At 41.3% G+C, this 25,806-nt stretch carries 24 protein-coding genes; 6 read left to right on the forward strand and 18 right to left on the reverse strand.

Features of this window, described 5'->3' with window-relative positions; genetic code table 11:
• Positions 1–2 precede the first annotated feature (2 nt).
• From R2Q66_RS16175 to hemA, 5 genes are read right to left on the reverse strand one after another with little or no spacing between them, the layout of a single operon-like run.
• Positions 3–869: a HAMP domain-containing sensor histidine kinase gene (locus R2Q66_RS16175; RefSeq protein WP_316750841.1), complete on the reverse strand. Its 867-nt coding sequence runs from the start codon at positions 867–869 to the stop codon at positions 3–5.
• A gap of 30 nt (positions 870–899) precedes the next feature.
• Positions 900–2,273, reverse strand: a complete 1,374-nt coding sequence (hemL, locus tag R2Q66_RS16180; RefSeq protein ID WP_316750843.1) for a glutamate-1-semialdehyde 2,1-aminomutase — start codon at positions 2,271–2,273, stop codon at positions 900–902.
• Between the two features lie 11 nt (positions 2,274–2,284).
• Positions 2,285–3,253 carry a porphobilinogen synthase gene (hemB, locus tag R2Q66_RS16185; RefSeq protein ID WP_265841092.1) on the reverse strand — a complete coding sequence of 323 codons (969 nt, stop codon included), beginning with the start codon at positions 3,251–3,253 and terminating at the stop codon, positions 2,285–2,287.
• Positions 3,254–3,268: 15 nt separating this feature from the next.
• The gene (gene hemC / locus R2Q66_RS16190) at positions 3,269–4,849 is read right to left on the reverse strand and encodes a hydroxymethylbilane synthase (RefSeq protein WP_316750845.1); all 1,581 of its coding nucleotides are present in this window, start codon (positions 4,847–4,849) and stop codon (positions 3,269–3,271) included.
• A 24-nt stretch (positions 4,850–4,873) separates the two neighbouring features.
• On the reverse strand, positions 4,874–6,100 hold the full coding sequence (hemA, locus tag R2Q66_RS16195; protein WP_316750847.1) for a glutamyl-tRNA reductase: 1,227 nt from the start codon (positions 6,098–6,100) through the stop codon (positions 4,874–4,876).
• 173 nt (positions 6,101–6,273) lie between these two features.
• Here hemA and R2Q66_RS16200 point away from each other — a divergent pair, with 173 nt between their 5' ends.
• Positions 6,274–7,098, forward strand: coding sequence for an alpha/beta hydrolase family protein (locus R2Q66_RS16200; RefSeq protein ID WP_316750849.1), 825 nt, complete (start codon positions 6,274–6,276; stop codon positions 7,096–7,098).
• Positions 7,099–7,277: 179 nt separating this feature from the next.
• Here R2Q66_RS16200 and R2Q66_RS16205 read toward each other — a convergent pair whose 3' ends face one another.
• From R2Q66_RS16205 to R2Q66_RS16230, 6 genes are all read right to left on the reverse strand, one after another.
• Positions 7,278–7,793, reverse strand: coding sequence for a DUF2911 domain-containing protein (locus R2Q66_RS16205; protein WP_316750851.1), 516 nt, complete (start codon positions 7,791–7,793; stop codon positions 7,278–7,280).
• Positions 7,794–7,850: 57 nt separating this feature from the next.
• A complete protein-coding gene (ispG, locus tag R2Q66_RS16210; RefSeq protein WP_316750852.1) occupies positions 7,851–9,818 on the reverse strand; it encodes a (E)-4-hydroxy-3-methylbut-2-enyl-diphosphate synthase in 1,968 nt (655 codons plus the stop codon).
• A 63-nt stretch (positions 9,819–9,881) separates the two neighbouring features.
• Complete coding sequence (locus tag R2Q66_RS16215; RefSeq protein ID WP_316750853.1) at positions 9,882–10,502, reverse strand: RDD family protein; 621 nt, start codon at positions 10,500–10,502, stop codon at positions 9,882–9,884.
• Between the two features lie 58 nt (positions 10,503–10,560).
• Positions 10,561–11,514, reverse strand: a complete 954-nt coding sequence (locus R2Q66_RS16220; RefSeq protein WP_316750855.1) for a LiaF transmembrane domain-containing protein — start codon at positions 11,512–11,514, stop codon at positions 10,561–10,563.
• Positions 11,515–11,552: 38 nt separating this feature from the next.
• Complete coding sequence (locus R2Q66_RS16225; RefSeq protein ID WP_316750857.1) at positions 11,553–12,374, reverse strand: PspC domain-containing protein; 822 nt, start codon at positions 12,372–12,374, stop codon at positions 11,553–11,555.
• A 33-nt stretch (positions 12,375–12,407) separates the two neighbouring features.
• On the reverse strand, positions 12,408–13,097 hold the full coding sequence (locus tag R2Q66_RS16230) for an SDR family oxidoreductase (protein ID WP_316750859.1): 690 nt from the start codon (positions 13,095–13,097) through the stop codon (positions 12,408–12,410).
• A 185-nt stretch (positions 13,098–13,282) separates the two neighbouring features.
• Here R2Q66_RS16230 and R2Q66_RS16235 point away from each other — a divergent pair, with 185 nt between their 5' ends.
• The 3 genes from R2Q66_RS16235 to R2Q66_RS16245 are packed head-to-tail and all read left to right on the forward strand — an operon-like array spanning position 13,283 to position 15,667.
• Complete coding sequence (locus tag R2Q66_RS16235; RefSeq protein ID WP_062547023.1) at positions 13,283–14,017, forward strand: MlaE family ABC transporter permease; 735 nt, start codon at positions 13,283–13,285, stop codon at positions 14,015–14,017.
• Complete coding sequence (locus R2Q66_RS16240) at positions 14,014–14,766, forward strand: ABC transporter ATP-binding protein (RefSeq protein ID WP_316750863.1); 753 nt, start codon at positions 14,014–14,016, stop codon at positions 14,764–14,766. The genes R2Q66_RS16235 and R2Q66_RS16240 overlap by 4 nt, the downstream gene beginning before the upstream one ends.
• Positions 14,767–14,779: 13 nt before the next feature.
• A complete protein-coding gene (locus R2Q66_RS16245; protein ID WP_265841081.1) occupies positions 14,780–15,667 on the forward strand; it encodes a class I SAM-dependent methyltransferase in 888 nt (295 codons plus the stop codon).
• Between the two features lie 105 nt (positions 15,668–15,772).
• Here R2Q66_RS16245 and R2Q66_RS16250 read toward each other — a convergent pair whose 3' ends face one another.
• The 6 genes from R2Q66_RS16250 to R2Q66_RS16275 all read right to left on the reverse strand — a co-directional run bounded on the left by R2Q66_RS16250 (position 15,773) and on the right by R2Q66_RS16275 (position 23,301).
• Positions 15,773–16,801, reverse strand: coding sequence for a hemin-degrading factor (locus R2Q66_RS16250; protein WP_316750866.1), 1,029 nt, complete (start codon positions 16,799–16,801; stop codon positions 15,773–15,775).
• Positions 16,802–16,806: 5 nt separating this feature from the next.
• Positions 16,807–17,589, reverse strand: a complete 783-nt coding sequence (locus tag R2Q66_RS16255) for a heme ABC transporter ATP-binding protein (protein WP_316750868.1) — start codon at positions 17,587–17,589, stop codon at positions 16,807–16,809.
• Complete coding sequence (locus R2Q66_RS16260; RefSeq protein ID WP_316750870.1) at positions 17,590–18,636, reverse strand: iron ABC transporter permease; 1,047 nt, start codon at positions 18,634–18,636, stop codon at positions 17,590–17,592. It abuts the gene before it with no gap.
• Complete coding sequence (locus tag R2Q66_RS16265; protein WP_316750872.1) at positions 18,633–19,493, reverse strand: hemin ABC transporter substrate-binding protein; 861 nt, start codon at positions 19,491–19,493, stop codon at positions 18,633–18,635. The genes R2Q66_RS16260 and R2Q66_RS16265 overlap by 4 nt, the downstream gene beginning before the upstream one ends.
• A gap of 87 nt (positions 19,494–19,580) precedes the next feature.
• Positions 19,581–21,002 carry an HmuY family protein gene (locus tag R2Q66_RS16270; RefSeq protein WP_316750874.1) on the reverse strand — a complete coding sequence of 474 codons (1,422 nt, stop codon included), beginning with the start codon at positions 21,000–21,002 and terminating at the stop codon, positions 19,581–19,583.
• A 22-nt stretch (positions 21,003–21,024) separates the two neighbouring features.
• Positions 21,025–23,301, reverse strand: coding sequence for a TonB-dependent receptor (locus R2Q66_RS16275; RefSeq protein ID WP_316750876.1), 2,277 nt, complete (start codon positions 23,299–23,301; stop codon positions 21,025–21,027).
• 196 nt (positions 23,302–23,497) lie between these two features.
• Here R2Q66_RS16275 and R2Q66_RS16280 point away from each other — a divergent pair, with 196 nt between their 5' ends.
• The gene (locus tag R2Q66_RS16280) at positions 23,498–24,550 is read left to right on the forward strand and encodes a hypothetical protein (RefSeq protein WP_316750878.1); all 1,053 of its coding nucleotides are present in this window, start codon (positions 23,498–23,500) and stop codon (positions 24,548–24,550) included.
• An 89-nt stretch (positions 24,551–24,639) separates the two neighbouring features.
• Here the strand turns inward: R2Q66_RS16280 and R2Q66_RS16285 are convergent, their stop codons facing one another.
• The gene (locus tag R2Q66_RS16285; protein ID WP_316750880.1) at positions 24,640–25,116 is read right to left on the reverse strand and encodes a DUF6702 family protein; all 477 of its coding nucleotides are present in this window, start codon (positions 25,114–25,116) and stop codon (positions 24,640–24,642) included.
• Between the two features lie 71 nt (positions 25,117–25,187).
• Here R2Q66_RS16285 and R2Q66_RS16290 point away from each other — a divergent pair, with 71 nt between their 5' ends.
• Positions 25,188–25,772 (forward strand): HupE/UreJ family protein, encoded by a 585-nt coding sequence (locus tag R2Q66_RS16290; protein WP_316750882.1) that lies wholly within the window; start codon positions 25,188–25,190, stop codon positions 25,770–25,772.
• Positions 25,773–25,806 lie beyond the last annotated feature (34 nt).

Raw genomic sequence — 25,806 nt, forward strand, 5'->3', positions numbered from 1 at the left:
GATCAACTAAATGTAATTTCAAAAATAGCACCATGCGGTACGTTATCTCTAACGCTAATATCAGCGTCGTGCATTTGTAATACTTCCTTAACAATAAACAGGCCTAATCCTGTTCCTTTTGATTTTCTTACATTCTCATTACCAACGCGATAAAATTTATCAAAAATCAACATTTTTTCCTGATCTGGAATACCAGGGCCCTTATCAGCGACCCTTAAAAAGGGGTGACCGTCCTTTACTGTCAATTCGACATCTATTTCCGCACATGGACCTGAATATTTGACAGCATTTTCAATCAGGTTCGTGACCACAGAGGATAAAGAAAACTGATCTCCAACTACCTTAATACCAGGAGTTATCGCTACTGAAATCACCTGTTCGCAACCACAAGAGTGGATTTGCAGACGATCCGTTACCTTACTCACCAGCTCAGAGAAATCAAACTCTTCTTTCGGGAAAGATAAAGAGCCATTTTCAATTTTCGTAGCCAGTAACATGTTTTCTACCAGGTCGTCCAGACGCTCAATATCCTTTAGGGAATTGTTCAGTAAGGAAGTTTGTCTGGCTTTATCAAGGTCGCGTTTAATGATCGTTTGAACAGACAATTTAATTGCCGCCAAAGGCGATTTTAGTTCATGCGTTACAGAAAGTAAAAAATTCTGCTGCTGTTCTCTCAAACGGTCTTCTTTTTTAATGGATTGGTGTAAAAAATAAGCACCTATACACAGTAGAAAAAGGAATACAGATCCCTCCCCCATCACCATGGCCATTCTGGCAGGCTCCAATCTTACGACCAATGCTCCCCAGGAGATCAACTGTACTAAAGAGTACAGTAACATGAAATAAAAGATGACTATTGACTTTTTCAAAGCAGCAGTTTTTATACTATTTAAATATATTTATTTGTTTCTGAAAACCACATCAAGACTGTCGAAGATTGCTCTTTTAGCTTTCTCCAGCTCGATTTTAGTATGTGCTGCAGAAACGAATCCTACTTCATATCCAGATGGACCTAAGTAAATTCCTCTATTCAGCAATTCTCTGTGCATCAGTTTAAATTTCTCCATGCTAGCCGGATCAATATCTTCGGCCGACTGGATTTTATCTTTATCTGTAAAAGCCATCCAGAAGATAGAACCTACATGGAATACTTTCAACTTGTAGTTTCTGGCTGTTGCAAAGCGTTGGATGCTCTCTGCAAATTCTGTCGCCTTATTGTTTAATTCTTTGTAGAAACCTGAACGTAGTAACTCCGTTAATTGTGCGATACCAGCGGCCATAGCTACCGGATTTCCCGATAAAGTACCTGCCTGATAAACGCCACCATCCGGAGAAATATGTCCCATAATCTCCGCAGAAGCACCATACATACCTACAGGTAATCCACCACCGATAATTTTACCATAAGTAACAATATCAGGTTTCACCCCATAATAAGCAGCAGCACCTTCAAAACCGATTCTGAATCCAGTGATCACCTCATCAAAAATTAACAAGGCATTGTTTTCTTTACAGATTTGCTCCAGGGCTTTAATATATTCAGGATCCTGCATTAACAAACCGTTATTTGCTGGAATACCCTCAATAATTACCGCAGCTACTTCGCCTTTAAACTGCTCGAAAGCCGCTTTAATAGCTTCAACATCATTCAAAGGGATCACAATCGTTTCCTGAGCGAATGATTTAGGTACACCTGCAGAAGAAGTTTCACCGAAAGTAACCAGGCCCGAACCTGCTTTTACCAATAGTGAATCAGTATGACCGTGGTAGCAACCTTCGAATTTGATGATTTTATCTTTTCCGGTATAACCGCGGGCCAATCTGATGGCAGACATTACTGCTTCAGTTCCTGAGCTCGTGAAACGGATTTTTTCTACGAATTTGTTGTTTTTAATGATCAGTTCCGCAAGCTCGTTTTCTAATGCTGTTGGTGCGCCGAAGCTCATACCACTCTGCATTACTTCCGTCACTTTTTCCCTAACCTTAGCGTTGTTATGACCCAAAATTAATGGACCCCAGCTTCCGCAAAAATCTATAAATTGATTACCATCGGCATCCCATACGAAACAGCCATCTCCTTTTTGAATAAACAAAGGAGTGCCATATACTGATTTAAAAGCTCTCACCGGAGAATTTACCCCTCCAGGGAAATAGTTCTTTGCTTTTTCATACAGTTCTGCCGACTTTTCTCTCGAAATATCAGGTTTACTACCAGTATTCACCGGCACTTCGCCTTCATTTCCTGAAAACATTTTTTTTAAAGATTCTAACATATATTTTTTACTTACAACCAATTCTTTTCAACCATATCCCTGATGTGATACGTAGTAATGATACTAGCACCGGCACGCGCAAAGGCATGCATGGTTTCCATCACTACTTTCTGCTCATCAATCCATCCTTTTTCCGCAGCAGCTTTTACCATCGAATATTCTCCCGACACGTTATAACAAGCGATCGGCAAATCTGTATGTTGCTTCAGGTTGTGCATCACATCAAGGTAAGCCAAAGCTGGCTTCACCATCAACACATCTGCGCCTTCGCTCTCATCCAGTAAAGCCTCTCTTAGCGCTTCGTTACCGTTTCTAAAGTCCATTTGATAAGCTTTTCTGTCGCCCTTGCTAGGCGCACAGTCTGCCGCTTCACGGAAAGGACCGTAATAAGCAGAAGCAAATTTTGTAGCGTGCGACATGATCGCCGTGTTTACAAAACCTTGTCCATCCAATAAATGTCTCATTGCGGAAATCCTGCCATCCATCATATCTGATGGCGCCAGCATATCTGCACCTGCTTCCGCATGTGCCAATCCCATTTTAGCAATTACCTCCACTGTAGGGTCGTTCTGAACGTAATCGTCCTTCATAATCCCACAATGTCCGTGCGTGGTATAAGAACAAACGCAAACATCGGTAACTACGTACAAATCTTCTCCAAAGTTTTTCTTTAACAGGCGTACTGCCGAAGGAACCAGGGAATGATCATGATAAGCTGAAGCTGCGTCGTCTGATTTCTCATCACCAACACCAAACAGCATGATTTTGTTCACACCAAGTTTCAATCCTTTTTCCACATCCTTCAATAAAGTATCTTCAGAAAAATGGCTGATGCCTGGCATTGCTTCTAAAGGATGAATTACATTTTTCCCCGGTACAATGAAGTACGGATAAATGAACATGTCTTTAGATAACCTCGTTTCAGCTACCATTTCCCTCACTAAAGGATTCTTTCTCAATCTACGCGGACGGTGCACCATATTAAATTTACTTTATTATTTTATGTCTATTCCGAATACAGCTTCCGCCAATCCGATCTCATCAGGAGCATATGGCTGAGTATAGGTTACCCCCATCTCATCAAATTTCTTTCCTGTGGAGTTTCCGATGGCAATTACGCGCTGTCCCGGTTCTAATAAGTTTTCTACAAAATAAGCATCAACATTAGAAGGGCTGGTAAAGATCAGCACTTCCGCATAAGTCTGGTCTACATCTTCTTCGATTACAGTCTCATAAATTGGCAGATCCACCACTTTCGTATCCGGTGTTAACGCTTTTTGTATACTCTGTAATGAATCTTGTGCTCTTGGGAACAATACGGTTTGTCCGGCTACCAATTTGGCAAAAAGTCTAGCTACTTCATCAATATCACCACCTTCACCAACATAATCTGCCAGGTGTCCGGTTTTTCTTAAAGAATCTTCAGAACCTCTACCTGCTACACCAAACTTCACATGTTTAGGCAATAAAGGTTTCAATGCGAAGAAATACTCTACGCTATTGCGGCTGCTAAAGAAAATCCAGTGGATATGTTTCAGATAGAAAGGATCCAATACCGTTACAATTGGGAACGTACGGATCAATGATCTGGCTTCAATATCGATTTTATGCTTCTCTAATGCTTTTCTAAAATAACTGTGTTCGCCGATTTCTCTGGAGATAAATACCTTTGAAGGTAATTTCCTATCCGGATTAAACTTCGCGACAATCTGTTCAGCTACACCTTCCAGGCCATCTACGCGACAAAAGAAACGGTCAGGAAAGTGCTCATCAGTCTCCGCTTTGGAAGTCCAGATTTCATACTTACCATCTTCTTTTTTGCAATAGCATCCTAAAGGCATGTGACAACCACCTTCAAATAGGTTTAAAACCTTACGTTCCACACCAATGGCGTCGATGGTTTCCTGATGGTTTAATGCGCTTAACAACTCCGCCAATTCCGTATCATTTTCTCTGATCTGGATGGCTAAAGCACCTTGTGCAGGTGCCGGAACTAATTCCGTTGTATCTACCACTTCCACATGAAATTCTGAAAGGTCTATGTTTAAACGGTTCACACCAGCTTTAGCCAGTAAAATCGCATCATAATCCTCATCCCTTAACTTCTGGATTCTTGTAGGTACATTACCTCTTAAATCTTCAATATTCAGGTCAGAACGCAGGGAGAGCATTTGTGCTTTACGTCTGTTGGAAGAAGTACCCACCATAGCACCCGTTTTCAGGGAAAGCTTTTGTTTGGTGTCTACACAATCTTTCAGGATCAATAACAGCTCTGAGGGATCCTCACGCTCTGTTACCGCCGCAATGGTTAATCCAGCAGGGTGTGTAGTTGGCAAATCTTTATGGGAGTGTACGGCTATATCAATGGTACCACCTAAAAGTTCTTCTTCCAGCTCTTTGGTGAAAAAACCTTTACCCTCCAGCTTATCCAGCCTAAGGTTTAGAATTTTATCTCCCTGAGTTTTGATGATCTTTAGTTCGGCCTCGGCTCCAATATCTGCAAGTCTGTCTTTAATAAAATTGGCTTGCCATAAAGCCAGGTCGCTACCTCGCGTACCAATAATAAGTCTTTTCACGTTAATGATAATTTTTGGGCAAATCTAGCTATTCTTTACCAATATCTCCTTTGCCATGACCATTGGAATGCTGATACACTTCTTTTCCATGTAATTCATCACTTTTTCCAATACCAGTCTTGAGTTTTCATCAAGACCGCTGATCTCTTCGGCAAAGACGCCATTGATAGCAGTATGCTTAATTTCCTTGATTTTCTGAGGAACACTACTCATTGCAATCTCTATCTTGCGTTGACGTAATACCAATTCAAAGTCTTTGATATTTTCTTCTATGATGTGCTCGGCATTCACCAGCTCATCATAACGTTCCTGAATATTTTTGCGTGCAATCTCTTTTAGAGATTCGACTTCTATAAAATGGATAGGGAATTCTGCTACCACTTCCGGAGCGGTATCATTAGGAATTGCTAAATCGACAATTATCTTTTTGCCAGTTTCCCCCTGTAGAAGTTTTGTATAGATTTCTTTGGTGATGATGGGCTCAGTTGCACCTGTACAGGTGATGATCACATCAAATCCCCCGCTGAAGTTTTCCAGCTCGGACAGCGGGTAGGCTGTACCGTTTAATTCTTTAGCCAACCCCTCTGCATTTTCAATTGTTCTATTGAAAATCGAGAAATTGGAATACTTATGTTTTTTAAGGTACTGAGCGATGTTTTTATTCGTCTCACCCGCACCAATAATTAGCAGTCTTGAATTGCTGACAATTTTCAGGTCCCGCAATTTACGATAAGCCAGAGACACCACTGAAACCGGATTTTTCGAAATATTGGTATGTGTATAAACTTCTTTCGCCGTTTTCACTACCCTATTCATGATCATGCGCATATAATCCGCAGTAAATCCAGCTATGCGACAAGCTTCATAAGCTTTTCGTACCTGTGCAAGAATTTCCTTCTCCCCTACTACCAAACTCTCTAAAGAGCAGGAAGTACGTAATAAATGATTAAAAGCTGCCCCTTGTTCGTACACCACAACGTTTTCAACAAACTTGTCCATGTACTCTTCAGGCAATCCCATATTCAATACCGTAAGGAAACGTGTAATGTAGGCTTTGTCCAGATGATGGGCAGAAGTAAACACAAATTCCACCCTGTTGCAGGTTCCGATGTAGAATATTTCTTTAACATCTAACTCCGATTGAATGTTCCTCAATCTGTCGTCTAATGTCTGCTCACATATCACCAATTTACCCAATGCTTTCAGGTCAATATGTTTATGCGTAAAAGCAATGATTTTTAAATATTCCAAAATGTCGTATTCTGTTTTTTTTTAGTGTAACAAAAGTAACAACCGAAGCTTATTTCACTGTCATTATGGAGTAATTAAGAACTATTTAAAACGATTCCAAATAAAGCTGGAAGGTAGAAACATCTTTTCCTTAACTTTGTTATAGAGGTAATATACAAAGAAAGCACATCTACATGATTAAAAACGAGCAATTTACCATAACAGGGTCTTTAGGAATGCCTATAATCGGAGATTACACAGTTGATGATACACAGCCAAAAACAGCCCTAATAATTTTCGTTCACGGCTTTAAAGGCTTTAAAGATTGGGGTGCACATCAGTTAGTTGCCCGATATTTCGCCGAAAACGGGTACCCTTACCTCAAATTTAACCTGTCGCACAGCGGAGTTAGTCCGGAAAACCCAAATGATGTGACAGATATGGAAGCTTTTGCAGCCAATACAATCAGTATGGAACTCGCGGATTTGAACTCCGTAATTAATTATGCGGAGCAGAGTTATCATCCCGAAAAAATCTATTTGATTGGACATAGCAGAGGTGGCGGATTAGTGGTTATTCAAACTATGAAAGACGCTAGAATTACCAAACTGATCACCTGGGCTGCTATTGCTGATTTCTCCGGTTTATGGAAAGCGGAACAGGAAGCTGACTGGATGAAAACAGGGAAAATTTATGTCGAGAATGCAAGAACTAAAGAGAAAATGCCATTGAATAGTACTTTGTTAGCAGATTTTAAAGCGAATAAAGAGGCCTTTGACATTATTAAGGCAGCAGAGCGGATTACTGTTCCCTGGCTGATCCTGCATGGTGATGAGGATGTCAATGTAAAATTCAGTGTGGCGCAGGAGTTGGCACAAAAGCAGTTAAAAGCAGAGATTTATAAGATTGAAGGGGCAAATCATGTTTTTGGCGCCAGTCACCCGTATCAGGAAACGCATTTACCAAAGCATTTACAGGAAGTGTGTGATAAGAGTCTGGAGTTTTTGAGGCAGGATTAGTTAGGATACAGAGTTAGGAGACAGGAAGTAAATGGCAGACAGGGAGTAGAAGACAGAAAGTAAAAAAAGAGATAGATGACTCAAAGGCTGGAACCTTTGCCCTGAAGGGGGCAAAATTCCTAGGCCTTTTCCTTCACCTGTCTCTTTTTTTCTTGACAATGGTTCGATTTTACTGCCTTTTATTTTACACGGAAAGCAACTGATTGATCTCCCCATAGCAGGGTTACTTTACCAGATTTATCGATTTTGAAAGTCATTTGTTCTGTGAATACCGGAGATTTTGTTGGTTTTACAGTTACACGTAAAGCATCATCTGCTTCGGCGTATTTTGTACCCCATTGTTTCCATGTTTTATTGAAGATAATGATCCATTCTTTTTCTCCGGGGATGGTGTAAACACCGTATTTGCCGGCAGGAAGAGTTTTACCTTCTACTTTTACGTCTTTGCTAACTTCAAAAGTAGTGGCATCATTGGCTCCGGTACGCCAAACTTTGCCATAAGGGGCAATTTCTTCACCGATTTTACGGCCTTTTACAGAAGGCTGGCTGTAATCAATGGCAATTGTTGCACCAGAGCTGATCGTTTCTTTAACGCTAGCTGGTGGACTCGCTTTCTTCTTCTCCTGAGCAGTTGCTGTCAGGGTAAAGAAGCCCATAAATAGGGTTAATGCTAATAATGTATTTCTTTTCATCATCTTTTTGGGTTTTGATCCAACTAAGATGATGAAAATTTAAAGAATGAACAGCAACAATTAACTTACATAGACCCATTTGCCATCTTCTTTAATCAGGTCGATTAAATCATCAAGGGCACGTGCTGCATTTACATTTTTCTTTACGACTTCTTTACCACGGTACAGGGTGATTTTTCCGGGACCGATACCTACATAACCGTAATCAGCATCGGCCATTTCGCCCGGACCGTTTACGATACAGCCCATGATACCAATTTTGATACCTTTCAAATGATCGGTACGTGATCTGATCAATTGAGTCGTTTCCTGTAAGTCGAACAAAGTACGTCCGCAGCTAGGGCAAGAGATATATTCTGTCTTGGAAATACGGGTACGGGTAGCTTGCAGGATACCAAAGCTGGTAGAATTTACCAGGGCAAGTCCAACATTTTCCGCAGCACTGATCCAGGTTCCGTCACCCAGGCCATCAGTAAATAGCGCACCAACATCTGTAGCAGCGTATAACATTAAATCATCTGCATTCAGCTCAGGATAGTTTCTTTTGATAATTACCGGAAGCTGGATTTTATCGTTCAGTAAACGGATAAAGAAAGCACGTTGTGCAGCCATACCATGTTCGGCGGTGGTTTCTAATACCAATACGACATTATCCTTGTCTTTTAATGGCAACAAGTCTATCGTTTCATTGGCATCAATATGTACTAGGTTCAATTGCGCATCCTTTACTACCGCAGCATCGTATTCTGCATAGCTCATCAAAGGATGACAGTTGTTTTTATCTTTTAGATTTAACCAGGTCTGGTAGTTATAAATCTGCTTCAGATTTCCCGGAAATGAAAACGAAGGAAGTGAATCGCCCAGATAAACCAAATCGCAAGCCTGATCGGCCATATTGTATTTATCCAGTCCGGCACTATATTTATAGCCTACCGAGGTTAAAAAGTAAGGGTCTTTTAAGTTTTCTTTAGATACATCCAGCATTACAATTGGATGGTTACTGCCGCCGATATGTTGTACAGGAACCGTAATTCTACGGTTGTACTCATAGGGTTGATAAGGCAGAGTTTTGATGGTAATTTGTTCCCTGGCAGGAGCTAAATCAGTATGCAGAGCCCTTTTTTCATAGCGCATAGCCATTGCTTTAGCAACAGGTGCCTCAAATTCAGGATCTTCGGTCAGGGACACACGAATGGTATCTCCTAAACCATCTTCCAGCAAAGTACCAATTCCGACAGCCGATTTAATCCTGCCATCTTCCCCGTCGCCGGCTTCGGTTACTCCCAGGTGTAGCGGATAGTTCATCCCCTCTTTAACCATGGTTTCTACCAGCAAACGGTAAGCCTGCACCATAACCTGAGTATTACTCGCTTTCATTGAGATCACCAGATTGTAATAATTCTGGTCTTCACACATCCGGATAAACTCCATCGCTGATTCTACCATTCCCCTTGGCGTATCGCCATAATGGCTCATGATACGATCCGATAAAGAGCCGTGATTGGTACCAATTCTCATGGCGGTACCATACTCTTTACAGATTTTCACCAATGGGATGAATTTCTTATAGATCCGATCCAGCTCTGCCTGATAGGCTTGCTGCGTGTATTCTATACTTTCAAATTTCTTCTTATCTGCATAATTTCCCGGGTTCACCCTTACCTTTTCTACAATCCTTGCAGCAGATTCTGCGGCATTAGGAGTAAAATGGATATCGGCAACTAAAGGCACGTTGTAGCCACGGTAACGCAATTCTTTTTTGATGTTGGCCAGGTTTTCGGCCTCTTTGATGCTGGGTGCGGTAATACGTACGTATTCGCAACCAGAGTTTACCATACGAATGGTTTGTTCAACGGTCCCCATGGTATCCATGGTATCGGTGGTAGTCATCGACTGAATCCGGATTGGATTTAATCCGCCCATAGGCACATCACCGATGTTGACTTCACGCGTTAGAAACCTTGAATATTGGGTTAAACTATTGCAATACCCACCAATTAACTCTTTTTGAACAGCTACTTCTTCCATCAATTTAAGATAAGAACATCAGTTTACGATGTCAATATGAAGCAAAGATAAAGATTATGTTGGTTAAATCAGTCTATCCTTGATCACAAGCGTCTCTGCAATCAGGTCATGAAAACATTGCTGTTTCCTGTTGAGGAAACTATATAGATAACCAAAGAAAACCGGAAGTACTGATAAAGCTTTAGCTGCATTGCGGCCGTAAGAATTCCCAAGGCTGATCCGGTTGCCTTCCATATCGGTAACGCGGATATTCAACAAAGCCTTACCTATGGTTGCCTGTTTAATGCCGGCCTCGGCGATACTGCCATAGAAAAACTTAGCCAGAGGAATCAGTGGCAGACCGATTACAATCGCTGCAATCCGTTCTCCCTTTTCCGTAATGAAAATAAAGCCCAGTAACACTAAAAGTGCATAACACAAAGTAATCAGGAAATAGTCAATTACGCTAGCCAGCAAACGTTGGTCAAAAGAGGCAAAATACTGGGGTGCAGTCTTACGATAAGTAAAACCAAGAAGCTCACGCAGTTCCGGGAACTCATGAGCTTCTTTATAATCATCCATTCCAGGCTTCCTGACAAATGTTCCCGGCAGGATGGATAATGTCTTCAGCAGGTCTAAAGGATAAGGTCCCGTTGGCTTTCCATTGATCACAACGGTATATTCTGGGCTAACCCCGTTTTCCATGCTTTATTTATTTTTATATGATGGCCATGCAATCATGAACCATCCTTTAATTTATAGTTTAGTAACGTGAGACCTCAAAACTACTCAGTCCACCATCAAAATTAATGAATATCTTGTTGGTTGAAGTACTGTAATTTGGCGTTTCATAAGTACCGTCTTTCATTTTTGTGAATCCGGTGAAATCTTTGGCAGAAAGACCAGTTTTAGTTTTTATCCTGCAACCAGATTCTGTAGGGATATTAATTTTAACATCCGCGATTCCGGTTTTCACATTCACATCAGTGATCGGTAATCTACTGCCAAGTTTGATCTCCAATGCCGCAGCACCACCATCAAAGTTGAATGAGCGTACTTTATACTCGCTCAGGTCGAAATCTACTTCTCCTGCACCCATATTCATGTGCATCTCCCATTCCGGGTTTTTATTCAAATGAAAATCAACATCATTGCCACCTTCATTCATCGACCAGCCAGATTTACCTTTCATTTTGAAAGTAACCGCAGTTGTGCTGTCTGTCGTGCTTTTAGTCAGGGAGAATTCCCCGGCTTTTTTCTCTACATGCGCTTGCAGCAGACTATCTGTTTCTCCTTTTAGTTCAAATGAGGTTCCTCCACCGGAGATATTGAATACCACTTTTTTATTCAGTGCCTCATCATACGCTTCAGAGAAGTTCAACTCATCAAAGCCTCTGTCGCTCGAATCGCTATGTTCATCAGCATTCATTTCTTCCGTAATCTGATCTCCGAACCAGGTACTGCGATCTTCTGGTCTTTGCTGCCCTTTAACGAACAACATCGACAAAGTGATCACTAAAACCCCTATGGAAACCAGGCCACCTACCTGCGATTTGCTCCTGCTGAATAAGATATTTACTCCTGCAATGATCAGGAAGATTGGCCAGAAACGAATCACATTCCGCCAGTAAAAATCAATGATATGAAAGTTTTCCAGAAGTAATACGCCGCCGATAAACAACAGTACGATACCCCACATTATTCTATCTGTTTTCATCTATCTATATTTTTAAAATGAATAGCTATACCTTTATATTAATCACGTTTAGTAAACCTGTCGTCTGCAGGTGGCACAGTTCCTTCCGGATCAGTACCTGGTGTGGAACTGTTCGTATCATTTGACACCTCATCAGCTGATGGCGTAACCACTCCTTCGGTAGCTACCGTTGGATCAACAAGATCAACCGGTGTAACTGGTGTTTCAGGTGTTCCCGGACTGGCAGGTGTTACCGGATTTGCCGGATTAGGAGCAAAACCATCACCTTGTTGCTCTTTCCAATTGTCCCAAGCCGTTTTATTCTTGCCTTTCATAATGAAACTCGCACCAATTGCTACAAAGACCAATGGCCATAATTTGCTCAGGCTAAACCAGAACGGAATGATGTTAAATTCATTCATCAGGAAGTAAATCCCGATCACGAGCAGGAATAAACCGCCTACTGTCCTACCGGTTTCATTATTTGTTTTACCGAAGGGCTTGGTAAAGTCTTCCATTTTAGGACTTGCTTTGAAAGGATCTTCATTTATAGTAGATGAAGTCCAGCTGCTCCCTGAACCAGCAGGGTTTTCCGTTTTTGGCGGAGCTTGCGAGAAGCTTCCCGGCGTACTAAAAGGATTATTTGGTTGTCCTTTAAAAAAGTCGTTGAATTTGGAGAACCTCATGGTCGGATCAGTATTTACAGGAACAACGATCCACATCACAATGTAAACCAGAACCCCTGTGCCCACCAAAAATATAGTAGAAAGCACAAACAACAGCCTGATAATAGTTACATCTACCTCCATATAATCCGCAATCCCTGAGGATACACCTGCTAAAACCTTATCGTGTTCATTTCTAAATAATCGCTTGTCCATAATTATATCCTCCTTTTCTTATTTATTTTTTCTTTAAAACTGTAACGGTTTTAAGGTTACTTCATCTACGTTTACACCGGCACTTAAGTTTAAAACCGTGTGTATCGCAGCGGCAATATCTTCCGGTTGTACAAAACGTTCCGCTGGAATTTCTGTCCCTTCCCAGGAAGCTGTTAAGGTAGAACCTGGCAAAATTGCCGTCACTTTAACATTGTATTTCGACAACTCCTCCCGGCATACATCATTAAGACTGAGCAAGGCTGATTTAGTTACACAATACCCACCGGCATTTGGTATGATTTCTTTACTTGCGATCGAGCAGATGTTAAAAATATGCCCTGACTGCTGATTACGCATGATTTTACCGAAGTATTTAGACAGATAATAAGGAGCCAACAGGTTCAGATTCAACTGATTCTCAAAGGAATCATCTACCTCATCAAGCATAGAACCCGGCAAATAAACCCCTGCATTATTCACTAAAACATCGATACTGGCATACTCCCCCTTTACCGCATCACAAAACGCAGCTACTTCAGCTTTATTCCCCAGATCGGCTACAAAAGTAAAAACGGAAACTCCGGTATAACTTAAATCGGCGCTAAAAGCCTCCAGTTCAAGTGCATTCCTTGCACAAATGGCAAGATTATATCCATTTTCAGCTAGTTTAATGGCAATAGCCTTTCCAATTCCTTTGGTAGCTCCGGTAATTACTGCGTTCATCTCCTCTAAATTTGTCAGCAATATTACATAAAATGCCCTATAGTATATAGCCATATCCATACCTAAACGTGGTAAAAACGAGCAGTAAACGAAATATTTATTTAATAAAATAAGCAATGACCCAACAATTTTTGTTGTTTCTTTGTAGTAATATTGCATTATTACCATAGCTAATATTTCATTAAATGAATTTCACCAATTTTGGCAGATACATACTCTTATTAAAGGCCGTATTCAGAAAGCCTGAGAAGTTAAGCATATACATGAAGGCCATCTTCAAACAAATGGACTTTATCGGCGTAGGTTCACTAGGACTTATTTCTATTATTTCCACCTTTATTGGTGCGGTAATGACTTTACAGATCGCCTTTCAGCTGGTTAGTGATTTTATCCCTAAAACCATTATCGGTTCTGTAAACAGAGACTCCAGCATTCTGGAATTAAGTCCAACGATTACAGCAATTGTACTGGCTGGTAAAATCGGCTCTGCCATCTCTTCGGAGATTGGTACCATGCGCGTAAGTGAACAGATTGACGCCTTAGAAATTATGGGCATCAACTCTCCGGGATACCTGATCTTACCAAAAATCCTTGCCGGCATTACGATGGTTCCCCTATTGGTGATCATCTCAATGGTATTGAGTATTGGTGGTGGATTTATTGGTGGTACTTTATCAGGAGCAGTTTCTGCGGCTGAGTATATTCAGGGGATCACTACAGATTTCAACCCTTACACCATTGTAGTAGCCTTAGTTAAAGCTTTCGTATTCGGTTTTATCATTACTTCAGTTCCTGCCTATGAAGGGTTTTATGTCAAAGGTGGCGCATTGGAAGTAGCTCAGGCAAGTACCAGAGCCGTAGTAGTAAGTTGTATTACTATTCTTGCATGTGATTACATCGTAACCCAGTTATTACTATGATCGAAATCAAAGATATTTACAAATCATTTGGCGACAATGAGGTTTTAAAAGGCATTTCGGCCATATTTAAGCCAGGAGTAACCAACCTGATCATTGGCGGTTCCGGTTCCGGAAAAACCACCTTATTAAAGTGTATGATTGGTTTACACCATCCTGAAAAAGGAAGTGTAGAGTATGACGGACGTGAGTTCACGACCATGAACTTTGAGGAAAAGATCGAGATCAGAAAAGAAATCGGGATGCTCTTCCAGGGATCAGCACTTTTTGATTCCATGACGGTAGAGGAAAACATCATGTTTCCTTTAAATATGTTCACTGATCAGCCACGTTCTGAAAAACTGGACCGTGTAAACTTCTGTCTGGAAAGGGTAAACCTGGTTGGCAAAAACGCTTTATTTCCTGCGGAACTTTCCGGAGGGATGAAAAAACGGGTGGGTATTGCCCGTGCCATCGCCATGAATCCTAAATACCTGTTCGTAGATGAGCCAAACTCTGGTTTAGATCCTAAAACATCTATCGTTATCGATGAGCTGATCAAAGAACTAACCGAAGAATACAATACCACTACTGTCGTGGTTACCCACGATATGAACTCCGTAATGGGAATTGGAGATTATATCCTATTCTTACACGAAGGGAAAAAATTCTGGGAAGGATCCAACAAAGAGATCGCCCACACTGATATTCAAGAACTAAATGATTTTGTTTTTGCCAGCCGTTTTATGAAAGCTGCAAAAGACAAATTTTAATACCCATATTTTTATGATAAGCCTGTTAACACCCACACACTGGAAAGATTACGAGTTGATTGATTGTGGTGATTTTGAGAAATTAGAACGCTTTGGAAACCTGATTTTATGCAGACCTGAACCTCAGGCTGTATGGAAAAAGATGATGTCTGAACAAGAATGGAAAAAATTAACCCATATCAGGTTCAAAGGTCGCTCGGCAACAACCGGCGAATGGACAAAAAGCTCTGCACACCTGCCTGACCGCTGGAATGTGAACTATAAAAACGATGATGTAAGTATCAACCTGCGTTTAGGTTTAACTTCCTTCAAACACGTTGGCGTATTCCCTGAGCAGGCAGTAAACTGGGATTACATCTCTTCCTGCGTTAAAAAATTTAAAACACCAACGCCAAAAGTCCTTAATCTTTTCGCTTATACCGGTGCAGCATCATTGATCGCGAAAGCGGCAGGTGCAGACACTACGCACGTAGATTCTATCAAACAGGTAGTGAACTGGGCCAACGAAAACCAGGAACTTTCGAACCTTAAAGATGTACGTTGGGTAGTAGAAGATGCCTTGAAGTTTGTAAAAAGAGAACTGAAACGCGGTAAAAAATACAATGGTATCATCTTAGATCCACCAGCTTTTGGTCATGGACCAAACGGCGAGAAATGGAAACTGGAAGACCATATTCAAGAGATGATGCAGGATGTAGTGCAGTTATTGGATGAAGAAGAACACTTCTTAATCCTAAACACTTACTCTTTAGGTTTCTCTTCTGTCATTGTAGAAAATCTGATCAAAACTTCTTTCCCACAGGTTCAAAACCTGGAGACCGGAGAATTGTACTTACAAGCTACCTCTGGTATTAAATTGCCATTGGGTGTATTCGGAAAGTTTAATCATTTCGGTAAATAAGCAAGCAATTACCATCAGCTATAAAAAAAACAAAGCGTCGGGGCCTAATCCGACGCTTTAAACACACCTAAACCCAAGCAACCAATATGGAGGGTAGTAGATTTTTTAGCTGACTACAGCCAGTTCATTGGCGATAAATCTCCAGTTTTCATCTTCAGGAATCCCTGGCTTACGCTTTCCGAAAAACTGAACAATAATCTCTCCTTTATCATCAAATACTTCTATACTCGTTACAATACCATCTTTTGTCGGCTTTTTAACCAACCATACCGAAGCAATGGCATCTGTTCTTAAATGTAAATTGAAATCCGGATCAAGCACATTGAACCATGGACCTGTTTCTACTTGCTTTTTAACCAATCCCGTGTGGATTTGAATACATCCTGCACTGCTGGTAAATACCATAATCTGCAAATCCGTTTCTGAGGCTTTTTGCAAAATCGCTTTTAAAGAATCTACCGTGATCGAAAAGGCATGGCCTTCAGGCGCTAAACGAAGTGCCTGAGTTCTGGTTAAAGCATAGGTCCTCAAAAGACCATGAAAATCATGGGTATCTTCTAAAGCCAACCAGGCTTTCTGGAAACTTTCCACGGCTACTTCTTCATCCGCAACTTCGGTTGCCGCAACTTTTGCCGCAGCAATTTCTAAGGGTGCTTTCTGATCTTCCGCAGTATATTTAGCGACTAGTTCTTCATAAGCAGCTTCCAGACTGTCTTCCGTCAGGTAAATTTTATGTACCGCTTCTCCGTCTTTTCCGAAGAATTGTAAGCTTTTTCTGTTGTTTTCATTTACGGCAAAGCCGGATGCCCATTGACCCATGAATAACCTCAGGTCGATATCAGGATTTACGGCAAGGCCCATTGATCCGCGGAAAGTAACTTTATGGTAAACCCCTTTGCGCTCATGAACGCAATTGTCATTACGCGTTAAAGCCATTACTTTTCCTAAAGCTTCTACCCCTTGCAGGATTTCAGGAAACTCATCCTTTAAACGGATGGCGGTATCCCCTACCGTAGTGGCCACTAAAGCGGCTTCGGCAGTACCAAGCGCTCTGGCTGCATCTCTGATTCTTAGTTTAGGATTTTCTACTTTGAAAGCTTCCCATTGCTTTTTTAAATCTAATATCTTTTCCATAATTCTTACTTTAATATTGTTGCTGGTACAACCAGCGGACAGTTATAACCTTCACATGCCATCAGCTTTACTTTTATACTGAAGGTTTCGTGTATATTTTCACAGTTGATCACTTCTATTGGTAAACCTTCGGCCACCTTTTTTCCCTGTTTCAGCATCATGATGCGGTCTGCAAAACGGGAGGCAAAATTAATATCGTGTAAAATACAAACCACACAATAACCACGGTCTGCCAGTTTCCTGGCCAGCTCCATAATCTGTTGCTGGTATAATAAATCTAAGCCATTGGTAGGTTCATCTAAGAACAAACAGGCATCGGGACTATCGTAAATCTGTGCGATTACCCTGGCCAGTTGCACCCTTTGCTGCTCCCCGCCCGAAAGCGTATTGTAATCTCTGGAAGCCAGGTGGCTGATGCCTGTTTCCTCCATCGCCTCGCGGACAATCCGAAAATCATCTTCGGTAGGTTTTTGCTTAAAATGAGGATAACGGCCCATTAAAACCAACTCATTCACCTGAAAAGAGACCAATAAGGTATTGTGTTGCGACAATACCGCGCGTGTTTTTGCCAGGTCCTCCAGCCGATAATCAGCTAAAGCTTTACCCTGGATGGTAATTGTTCCGGAGGAAGGGCGTATCTCGCGACAAAGCAATTTCATCAACGTACTTTTCCCCGCCCCATTGGCACCTAAAATTGCTAGTAACTCCCCTTTATGGGCGTCAAAGCTCAGTCCATCCAACAATTTCTTCTCTCCTACCTTAAAACTCAGTTCTCTTACCTTGATCATTTATGGGTTAGTTTTATTTCTTTCCGTAATGATGATATATATAAATACAGGGGCACCAATCATGGCTGTTAATATGCCAATTGGCAATTCTGCCGGTGCCACTACTGTTCTGGCAATTAAATCTGCCAGGGTTAACAAAGCTGCACCCAGCAATGCCGATCCCGGAACCACCAACCGATGGTCGGCCGTAAAAGTCATCCTTAAAATATGTGGAATAATTAGTCCGATAAAGGCGATCATCCCCGCCACTGCTACCGAAGCCCCAACAGCCATAGTGGCCAGACAAATCACCAGTCTTTTCACCACTTTCACATTCACGCCCATGTGCATGGCCTGCGCTTCTCCCAATGCCAGTGCATTCAAAGATTTAGCTAAAAAAGGCAAGCCAATTACCGGAATCAAGACGAAAGGCAATAAAGTCGTTACGGTTGGCCAGCTGGCACCACCTAAACTCCCCAGACTCCAGAACGTGATGTTGCGGAGTTGTGCATCCGTAGCCATATAAGTTAGCAAACCGGTAAAGGCTCCTGCCATCGCATTAATGGCTATTCCTCCTAAAAGTAAGGTGGTGATAATCGTTTTTCCGTTTCTCATAGCAATGCGATAAACCAACATTGTGGTTAGTCCGGCACCAACAAAAGCGGCAATGGATAAGGCATAAAAGCCAAGAATACCAGTTAATTCTTTAAATATTCTGGTCTCCAGTACGATCATGACCACCGCAAATAAAGTGGCTCCGGAAGAGATACCGATTAAACCGGGTTCCGCCAATGGGTTTCTGAAAAGCCCCTGAATGGCTGCACCGGAAATCCCGAGTGCTGCACCAATCAATACACCCAAAACTACCCTTGGCAAACGCAGGTTTAAAAACACGGCGGCCTGCTGAGACTCAAAATTCTGTTGTCCGGATAAACCGGTATGATAGGCAATGATGGACATCAACTCTGAAAAACTAATGGGTACCGCCCCCACACAAGACGAAATAACCATCGTTAAGATCAAAACGATGGTTAAACTTAAAAGGATATATCCTGTTTTTTTGATCACTTTATCTTTTCTGCTAATGAAGTTACCGCCAGACCTAAGCGCGGACCAAAACTGGTCAGCATTTCGCCGGGCATAGTCACCACTCTTTTATTTTTCCCTGCGTTGGTTTGAGCTACACCCTGTACATCCAATAATCCGGAAACACCCCCCAAACTCTCTAATCCATCATCAAACAGCAACAATATATCAGGGTTTGCTTTCACCAATGCTTCAGAAGTTAAAGGTTTGTACTCTTCAAATTCTGTAATGGCATTCACACCACCTGCCATTTCAATCACCTTTTCTACCGGTGTACCTGTACCGCCAACCATCATTGTTCCCGTACCACGTGCATAAATAAACAGCACTTTTGGCTTTTTACCAGGCTTAACATGTGATTGCGCTACTGCCAGTTGAGTTTCAAAAGCATTAGCCAGTGAATCTGCTTTAGCCGGATGTTTTAGACTATCCGCCACTGCATGAATCAGCCTTTTCGTTCCTTCGGCAGTAAATTCCTGATCAAAAAGAATCAAACGGATACCTGCTGCTTTAAACTGCGTAGCCAGCTGTGGACTCATTTCTTTAGCCATGCCTACTACGATATTTGGTTGTAGGGATAACACACCTTCTGCGTTAATTCTCCGGTTATGTCCTACTTTAGGCTTGCTTTTCAGGCTCTCCGGGTAATTACTGGTAATATCTGTCCCTACAATATTTTTCTCCAGACCAAGGCCGGCAACAATCTCAGAAATCGTCCCGTTAAGGGAAACAATTTTGACACTATCCAGCGATGGATCGGTTGTGTTTTTGTCGGCGCCGGCATTACAGGCATTTAGTGCCATTACCCCGCAAAACAAAATGATTAGTTTGTATTTCATGTCTTTGTTTTTTAAACCGGCAGCAGGATAAAAGGATGAGCTTCCGGCATCCACCGAAAGCTTCCTACAACCTAAACTAACCAAATTTTAGCCCTTCTTAACGAGTTTATACTCAATCACCGGCTCACCGCGTTTACCGCCATCGCCAGCTCCCATTGATATGAACTTCAGTTTATATACATTTCCTGATGCGTCTTTAATCACATAAAAACGATCCGATTTAACTCCTGTTGCCGGACTGGTAGAGCGCCAGTCTGAACCAATCACATTACGATCTGCTTTGAAACTTGTTGCAGCGATATTACTTTCATTATAGTTGGCATAAGAAACGGTAGTTGTAGCTACCTGCGCAGCCTGTGCACCACCTAAATTGTTTAGAAAAACAATATCAGAGAATCCGTAAGGATAAGTCGTTCCTCCTGCTGCGCCGTAATAGATAGACCAGGTCCAGGCCAGATCCCATTTCGCTTTTGCAGGTTCTACATTCAATACATTGGCTACCGTAGTAAAGTTGACAAATACATAGTTGTTTGCTGCATCTTTAACCAGGTCTATCGTTTTGAAAGTTGTTTCTTTCAATTTAGCATACTGTAAGGTATAACCGTTTACTTTTCGAAGGACACGAATTTTCAATAAGTTGTCTAATGACAATTCTGAAGTATGGCTTCCTCCCGAAGGGTTAACGATAAAGACTTTATTGTCAGCATCAGTAGCAGAAACACTGGCAATCACATCTTTGGTGACATCGCCATAAACGTTGTCGATATTTACAAATGGGTGGACTGTTGGAGATTCCGAAGTACCTAAAGCGATAGCCAGATCATCTAATACCACGTCAGCTGCAGTTACTGCATTTAAATCTGTTTTACCGGCAATTTTAACCGCTGAGGTACCATTGGTATTGTTCAGTCTTACGCGGAAATCAGTTCCCGAAGAAAAACCAAGTACCCAGGCATCTCTTTTCACATTGACCATCGAGTTGCTACTTAAATCTACGTATACCGTATTTAAAGCGCTGCTTCCAGCCTCTGTTCCGAAAATCCCTTTTAGTGTCAGTTGAGAGCCTTCAGAAGTGATAGCAGAGAAAGTCAACTCTGTTTTCACCGTGCTGCCCATCACCAGCGGACTTCCGGCTGCGCTAATGTTAAAAGCGATAGTTTCAGTTCCATTAAGCACTGCGTTGGCTACTTTTTTCACTTTAAAAGAAACACTTGTTGCACCGGCAGGGATACTCAATGTTAAGGCATTTGCTGTTGCTGCGGGTTCAGTAGTATATTCTGTTCCGTAAGTTAGGCCGGTTCCCTGAAGGTTGACCGTTACCGCTACGGCAGCATCCGTGGCTCTTGCCAGGTTTATTTTCAAGACCGCTTCCGCTGATGATGCTTCAAGACCCTGCTTTGCTGCTTCAAAATTGATGGTATTGTCTGGCATTGGCGGATCTGATTTTTTGCAAGACGTTACCGTCGCTATCATCGTGATCATAAAGAGGAAATGGAGAACTTTTTTCATAATATTTTGATTTTATAATTGATTACTTTTTAGCCCAGCTCATGGTTAAGCCTAGGAAATAAGAGCGCCCATAGCCGAATGGATTGCTGCCATCGCTCACATGCGCGCCTGACTCTACACCGGTAGTGCGGATTCTGGTTACATTTAACAGGTTTCTTACCCCTCCGTTGATGCTCAGGTATTTATTAATGGTTTTATTTAAGGTCAGGTCTGCAATATGGTAAGCAGCCATTTTACTTAACCTGGCAGTGGTCCCTTCCGCAGTCTGACTCAATATATAAGCCGATCTCTCCCCTGTAAATTTGTAGAATAAACTTACATTGGTATTGATTTTTGGCACCAGATAAGAGATGTTGGAATTGATTTCCGGCGTCCATACAAACTTCGGCGTGCTTCCTAATTCGTCTTTTTCTTCCGAATACATATTGTATTGTCCGATATAAGCGAATCCTAAACTTGCCTGTAAGCCTTTCCAGTATAGGGTATTGTTCCACTCCCCGCCTGTAGTTTTGTTTTTAGCGATATTGAGGTAGGTATTAACATTTGTGGTCCCTTCTACCAGTCCTAAATCAATCTTGTTTTTATAATCGTTGAAGAAAGCACTTACCGTTGTGTTTAGACGTAAATCAGGCGTCGATTTTACTGCCCAGGAAAGTGATCCATGGTAGCTATTCGAGTATTCGGCTTTCAGGTCAATGTTTCCTTTAATATCATGATTGCTGTCTTTCATATAAAAATAAAGCTCTCTTAACATAGGCGCTCTAAAGCCTCTGGCATAAGACAGGCGTAGATCCAGGTCTTTATTCAACTTGATTTTAGTATGTAAGGAAGGAATAACCGGTGGCGCATCATAAATCGAGTTCTTAGTGAGTCTGAAACCTGGTTTCAACTGAATCGCCTCATTTACCTGCCATTGTGTGGATAGGAAAAATGAATAATCATTGATCACCGGTGAGCCGTTGATCCTGCCACCCTGACCAGCATTCCTATTGAATTCAAGCCCCGGTTGCAAAGTCAGTTCCGGTGATATTTTATACTGAACTGTACTTCTAAAAAACAGCGTACTTAACTCATCCAGATCTTGAGCACCTTGATCGGTGGATAAGGTTTCTTTGCCTGTTGCCAGTTCTAAATCGGTAGACAATGTCCGGCGGCTATAATCCGTATACGCGCCAGCGGCATCTATGCTTACCTTATCATTTACAAATAATGAGCCTTGCAATTGGTGAAACCAGCGCTTAGAAATGTATTCTTTATCTGATACTTTAGGCGAGTTACTGATTGGCCCTAAAAGCTTTAAACTTTCGTCGGCTCCATTAAAACGGTACCAGATATCTAATTTTCCGTTTTTATATCCGGCAGCTGCCGAAGTTAACCATTGGTTTTTAGGCAACCATTCTTGCTCACGACCGGTTTTTAGCCCCTGCCATCCGCCAAAATTATTTCGGCTACCGGAAGCAGCAGCATGCCAGCCATTTTTCTGCCAGTTGAAACCTATAAATTCGTTATGTATTCCTTTGCCATCAAAAGCATTGTATTCTTTCCCTGCGGTTTCTTCCTGTACCCTTGCTGTTACCGAAAACTGATCATGTCCGCCTCTTTTGGTAATGATATTGATCACCCCTGCCATGGCATCCGTGCCATAGATCACAGACATTGGCCCTTCTACAATTTCTATCCTTTCTACAGTGTTGACATCAATTTGTCCGAGGCTTTCTTTTTCTACGCCCCGATCCATCATCGGAATCCCATCAACCAGAATTTTAATCCCCGCTCCGGAAACACCCATTAATTCGGGTGTACTAATTCCAGTTGGTCTATCCGTAGAAAAACGAATGCCCAGCTCGGTATTTAAGATGCTCTTCAGCTCTGTTGCTCCACGAAGACGAATCATTTCACTGCTAATCGTCCGCACATTATAAACGGAATTACGTAAAGATTGAGGTTCGTATTGACCGGTAATGACCACTTCATTGAGTTCGTAGGCATTTTCTTTTAAACCGATAACCGGAAGATTTTGATCCTGACCGGCCGATACTTTCAGAGGCCTTTCTATTTGTTTTTTAGTAACCGATTGAAAAATCAGTATTTGTGCGCCCTCAGGAGAAAATATTTTAAATGTTCCTTCGGCGCTGCTGTAAGCAATACCTTTTTGTCCTTTAAGGAATACCAACACATTTGCCGCTGGTCTGCCATCTGCTGTATTTACAGTGCCGGAGATAAATCCACCTTTTTCCTGTGCATTAGCCGTAATTACGGAAATAAAGAGCAAAATAGGTAGTAGCAGCAATCGTGTCATTGTTTAATTATTTAGAATGATTTCAAATAGTGATGCAAGTATAAGGACTTATTTAGAATTATTCCAAATATTATTTAGAATAATTCTAACAAAGGTTAGAAGCAATAGCGCTTTGCTTTATTAAACTGCTTTTTTATTACTTTAAAGAGTGTTATACTTGTAACAATATTTATCTTTAAAAAACAATTACCTTTATATGAAAATACCTCAATTAGCAGGACGAGTTTTGATAGGAATGGCATCGCTGGGTGTATTCATTAGCTGCACTTCTGACGCAAAGAAAACGAATGATAAATCGACGACTGTTACTGCCACAGGCGATACGGTAACTACTCCGGAACCGGAAGTAGGAAGTGTACGTGAACCGGTAGATACCGCAAAATATGATGCTTTAATCAAAAAAATGGCCAATGGCGACACTACAGGCAACTGGGGGGCAAGAAAAGGTCCTTATCCACTGGCTGGTGCTATTTTGCCGTTCAAGCGTATTGTAGTTTATTACGGTAACCTTCACTCTAAAAAAATGGGTGCTTTAGGTGAATATGCCCCTAAAGAAATGTGGAGCCGTCTGAATAAGGAAGTGAAACATTGGGAAAAAGCAGATCCATCCACACCTGTACAACCAGGCGTACACTACATTGCTTCTGTAGCAAGTGGTACACCAGGAAAAGACGGGATGTATATCAACCGCATGGGTGATAAACAAATCGACTCTGTATTGAAAATCGCTAAAATGCAAAATGCAATCGTATTTTTAGATATACAAGTTGGCTTAAGCTCTATTCAAAAGGAGTTACCAAGATTAGAAAAATATCTTCAAATGCCTCAGGTACACCTGGGTATTGACCCTGAATTCTCGATGAAAGACGGTAGCAAACCAGGAAAAAGAATCGGTACTTATGATGCTGCCGATATCAACTACTGTACAGAATACCTTGCTAAATTGGTTAAAACACACAATCTTCCTCCTAAAGTTTTTGTTGTACACCGTTTCACCCGTAAAATGGTGACGAACTACAAAAACATTAAACTTCGTCCGGAAGTTCAGGTGGTCATGCACATGGATGGATGGGGTGAGCCAGATCTTAAAATCGGAACTTACCGTCACTTTATTTTCCCTGAGCCGGTTCAGTTTACAGGATTCAAATTGTTCTATAAAAATGATTTAAAGAAAGCGCCAAACAGATTGATGACTCCTGAAGAGTTGTTGAAACTGAAACCAGTGCCAGTGTACATACAGTACCAATAATAGCATTGCTATACTCATTATAAAAAAGGAGGTCTTAACAGACCTTCTTTTTTTTTGGCACGCCTATCAGTCAGCTATTACATTTAATACTAAAATACCAGGCTTGCAGAACTTTTAGGGTTATCAAGTTTGGTGCTTTTCCTTTTACCATTTACCGTTACATGGATCATATTAGATTGAGATTCGTGTTCGGCAAACAGCACATCATTCTTAATTTCGATATTTTTGATGGTGGGTAAGGCTACGGTTTCGAAGTAACACCAGGCAGCATCCTCTTCTATTTCATAACCCAGATATTTAAGGACTACCGGCTGTTGGTTCACTTTAATTTGCAGATGCTTTTTCAGGTAATCTGCAATTAACAAATCTACTTTTTTACGATCAACGGGTTTAAGGATATTGACCCTTTCTTTATACTGATGATCCAGGGATTTTTCCAGATCATCGAAGAAAACACGTACACTAACTTGTGCTGTTTTTGTCTTGGGATCTTGCGTAATTTCCGTTACACTCACATAAAATGGGTGAAAGATAGGGAACAGATAAATCAGTAGAATATGTAACATAGATGGCCTGAATGCCCCGAAATTAGAAAAATGTTTGTATAATTAATTCAAAATTAAGAATTCAATTAACAATGCAAGATTTTTGGCTCTATTTCCAGTTAGGCTGGCAACACATTTTAGACTGGCAAGGATATGATCACATCCTTTTTGTAGTCGTCCTCTGCGTAACTTACGCCATCAGCGACTGGAAGAAGGTCCTGATTTTAGTAACCGCATTCACTGTTGGTCACAGCATTACCCTCGCTTTAAGCGTTTTTAAACTAATCAATATTCACACTCCCCTGATTGAATTTTTAATTCCAGTGACCATCCTGATTACTGCAACAGGGAATATTCTGAACAAAAGACCAAAAAATGGGGCAACAAACTTAAAATACCTGCTGGCTTTATTTTTCGGCCTGATCCATGGATTGGGATTCTCTAATTATTTGAGAAGTTTACTTGGAAAAAGCAGCAATATCGTCCCTGAACTTTTGGCTTTTAATCTCGGATTGGAATTCGGTCAGGTAATCATTGTGATTGGCATTCTTTTACTTTCTGCCATCCTGATTGGCGTATTAAAAATTAAGCGCTGGGACTGGAATTTCTTTGTTTCATCCGCTATATTTGGCATCTCCTTTATTATGGCTGCCGAAAGATTTTCTGCCGCCTTTTAAATAAAAAAAAACCATTACACCACCAACCAATACT

Source organism: Pedobacter gandavensis (assembly GCF_032677645.1).
GTDB classification, from domain to species: Bacteria; Bacteroidota; Bacteroidia; order Sphingobacteriales; family Sphingobacteriaceae; genus Pedobacter; species Pedobacter gandavensis_A.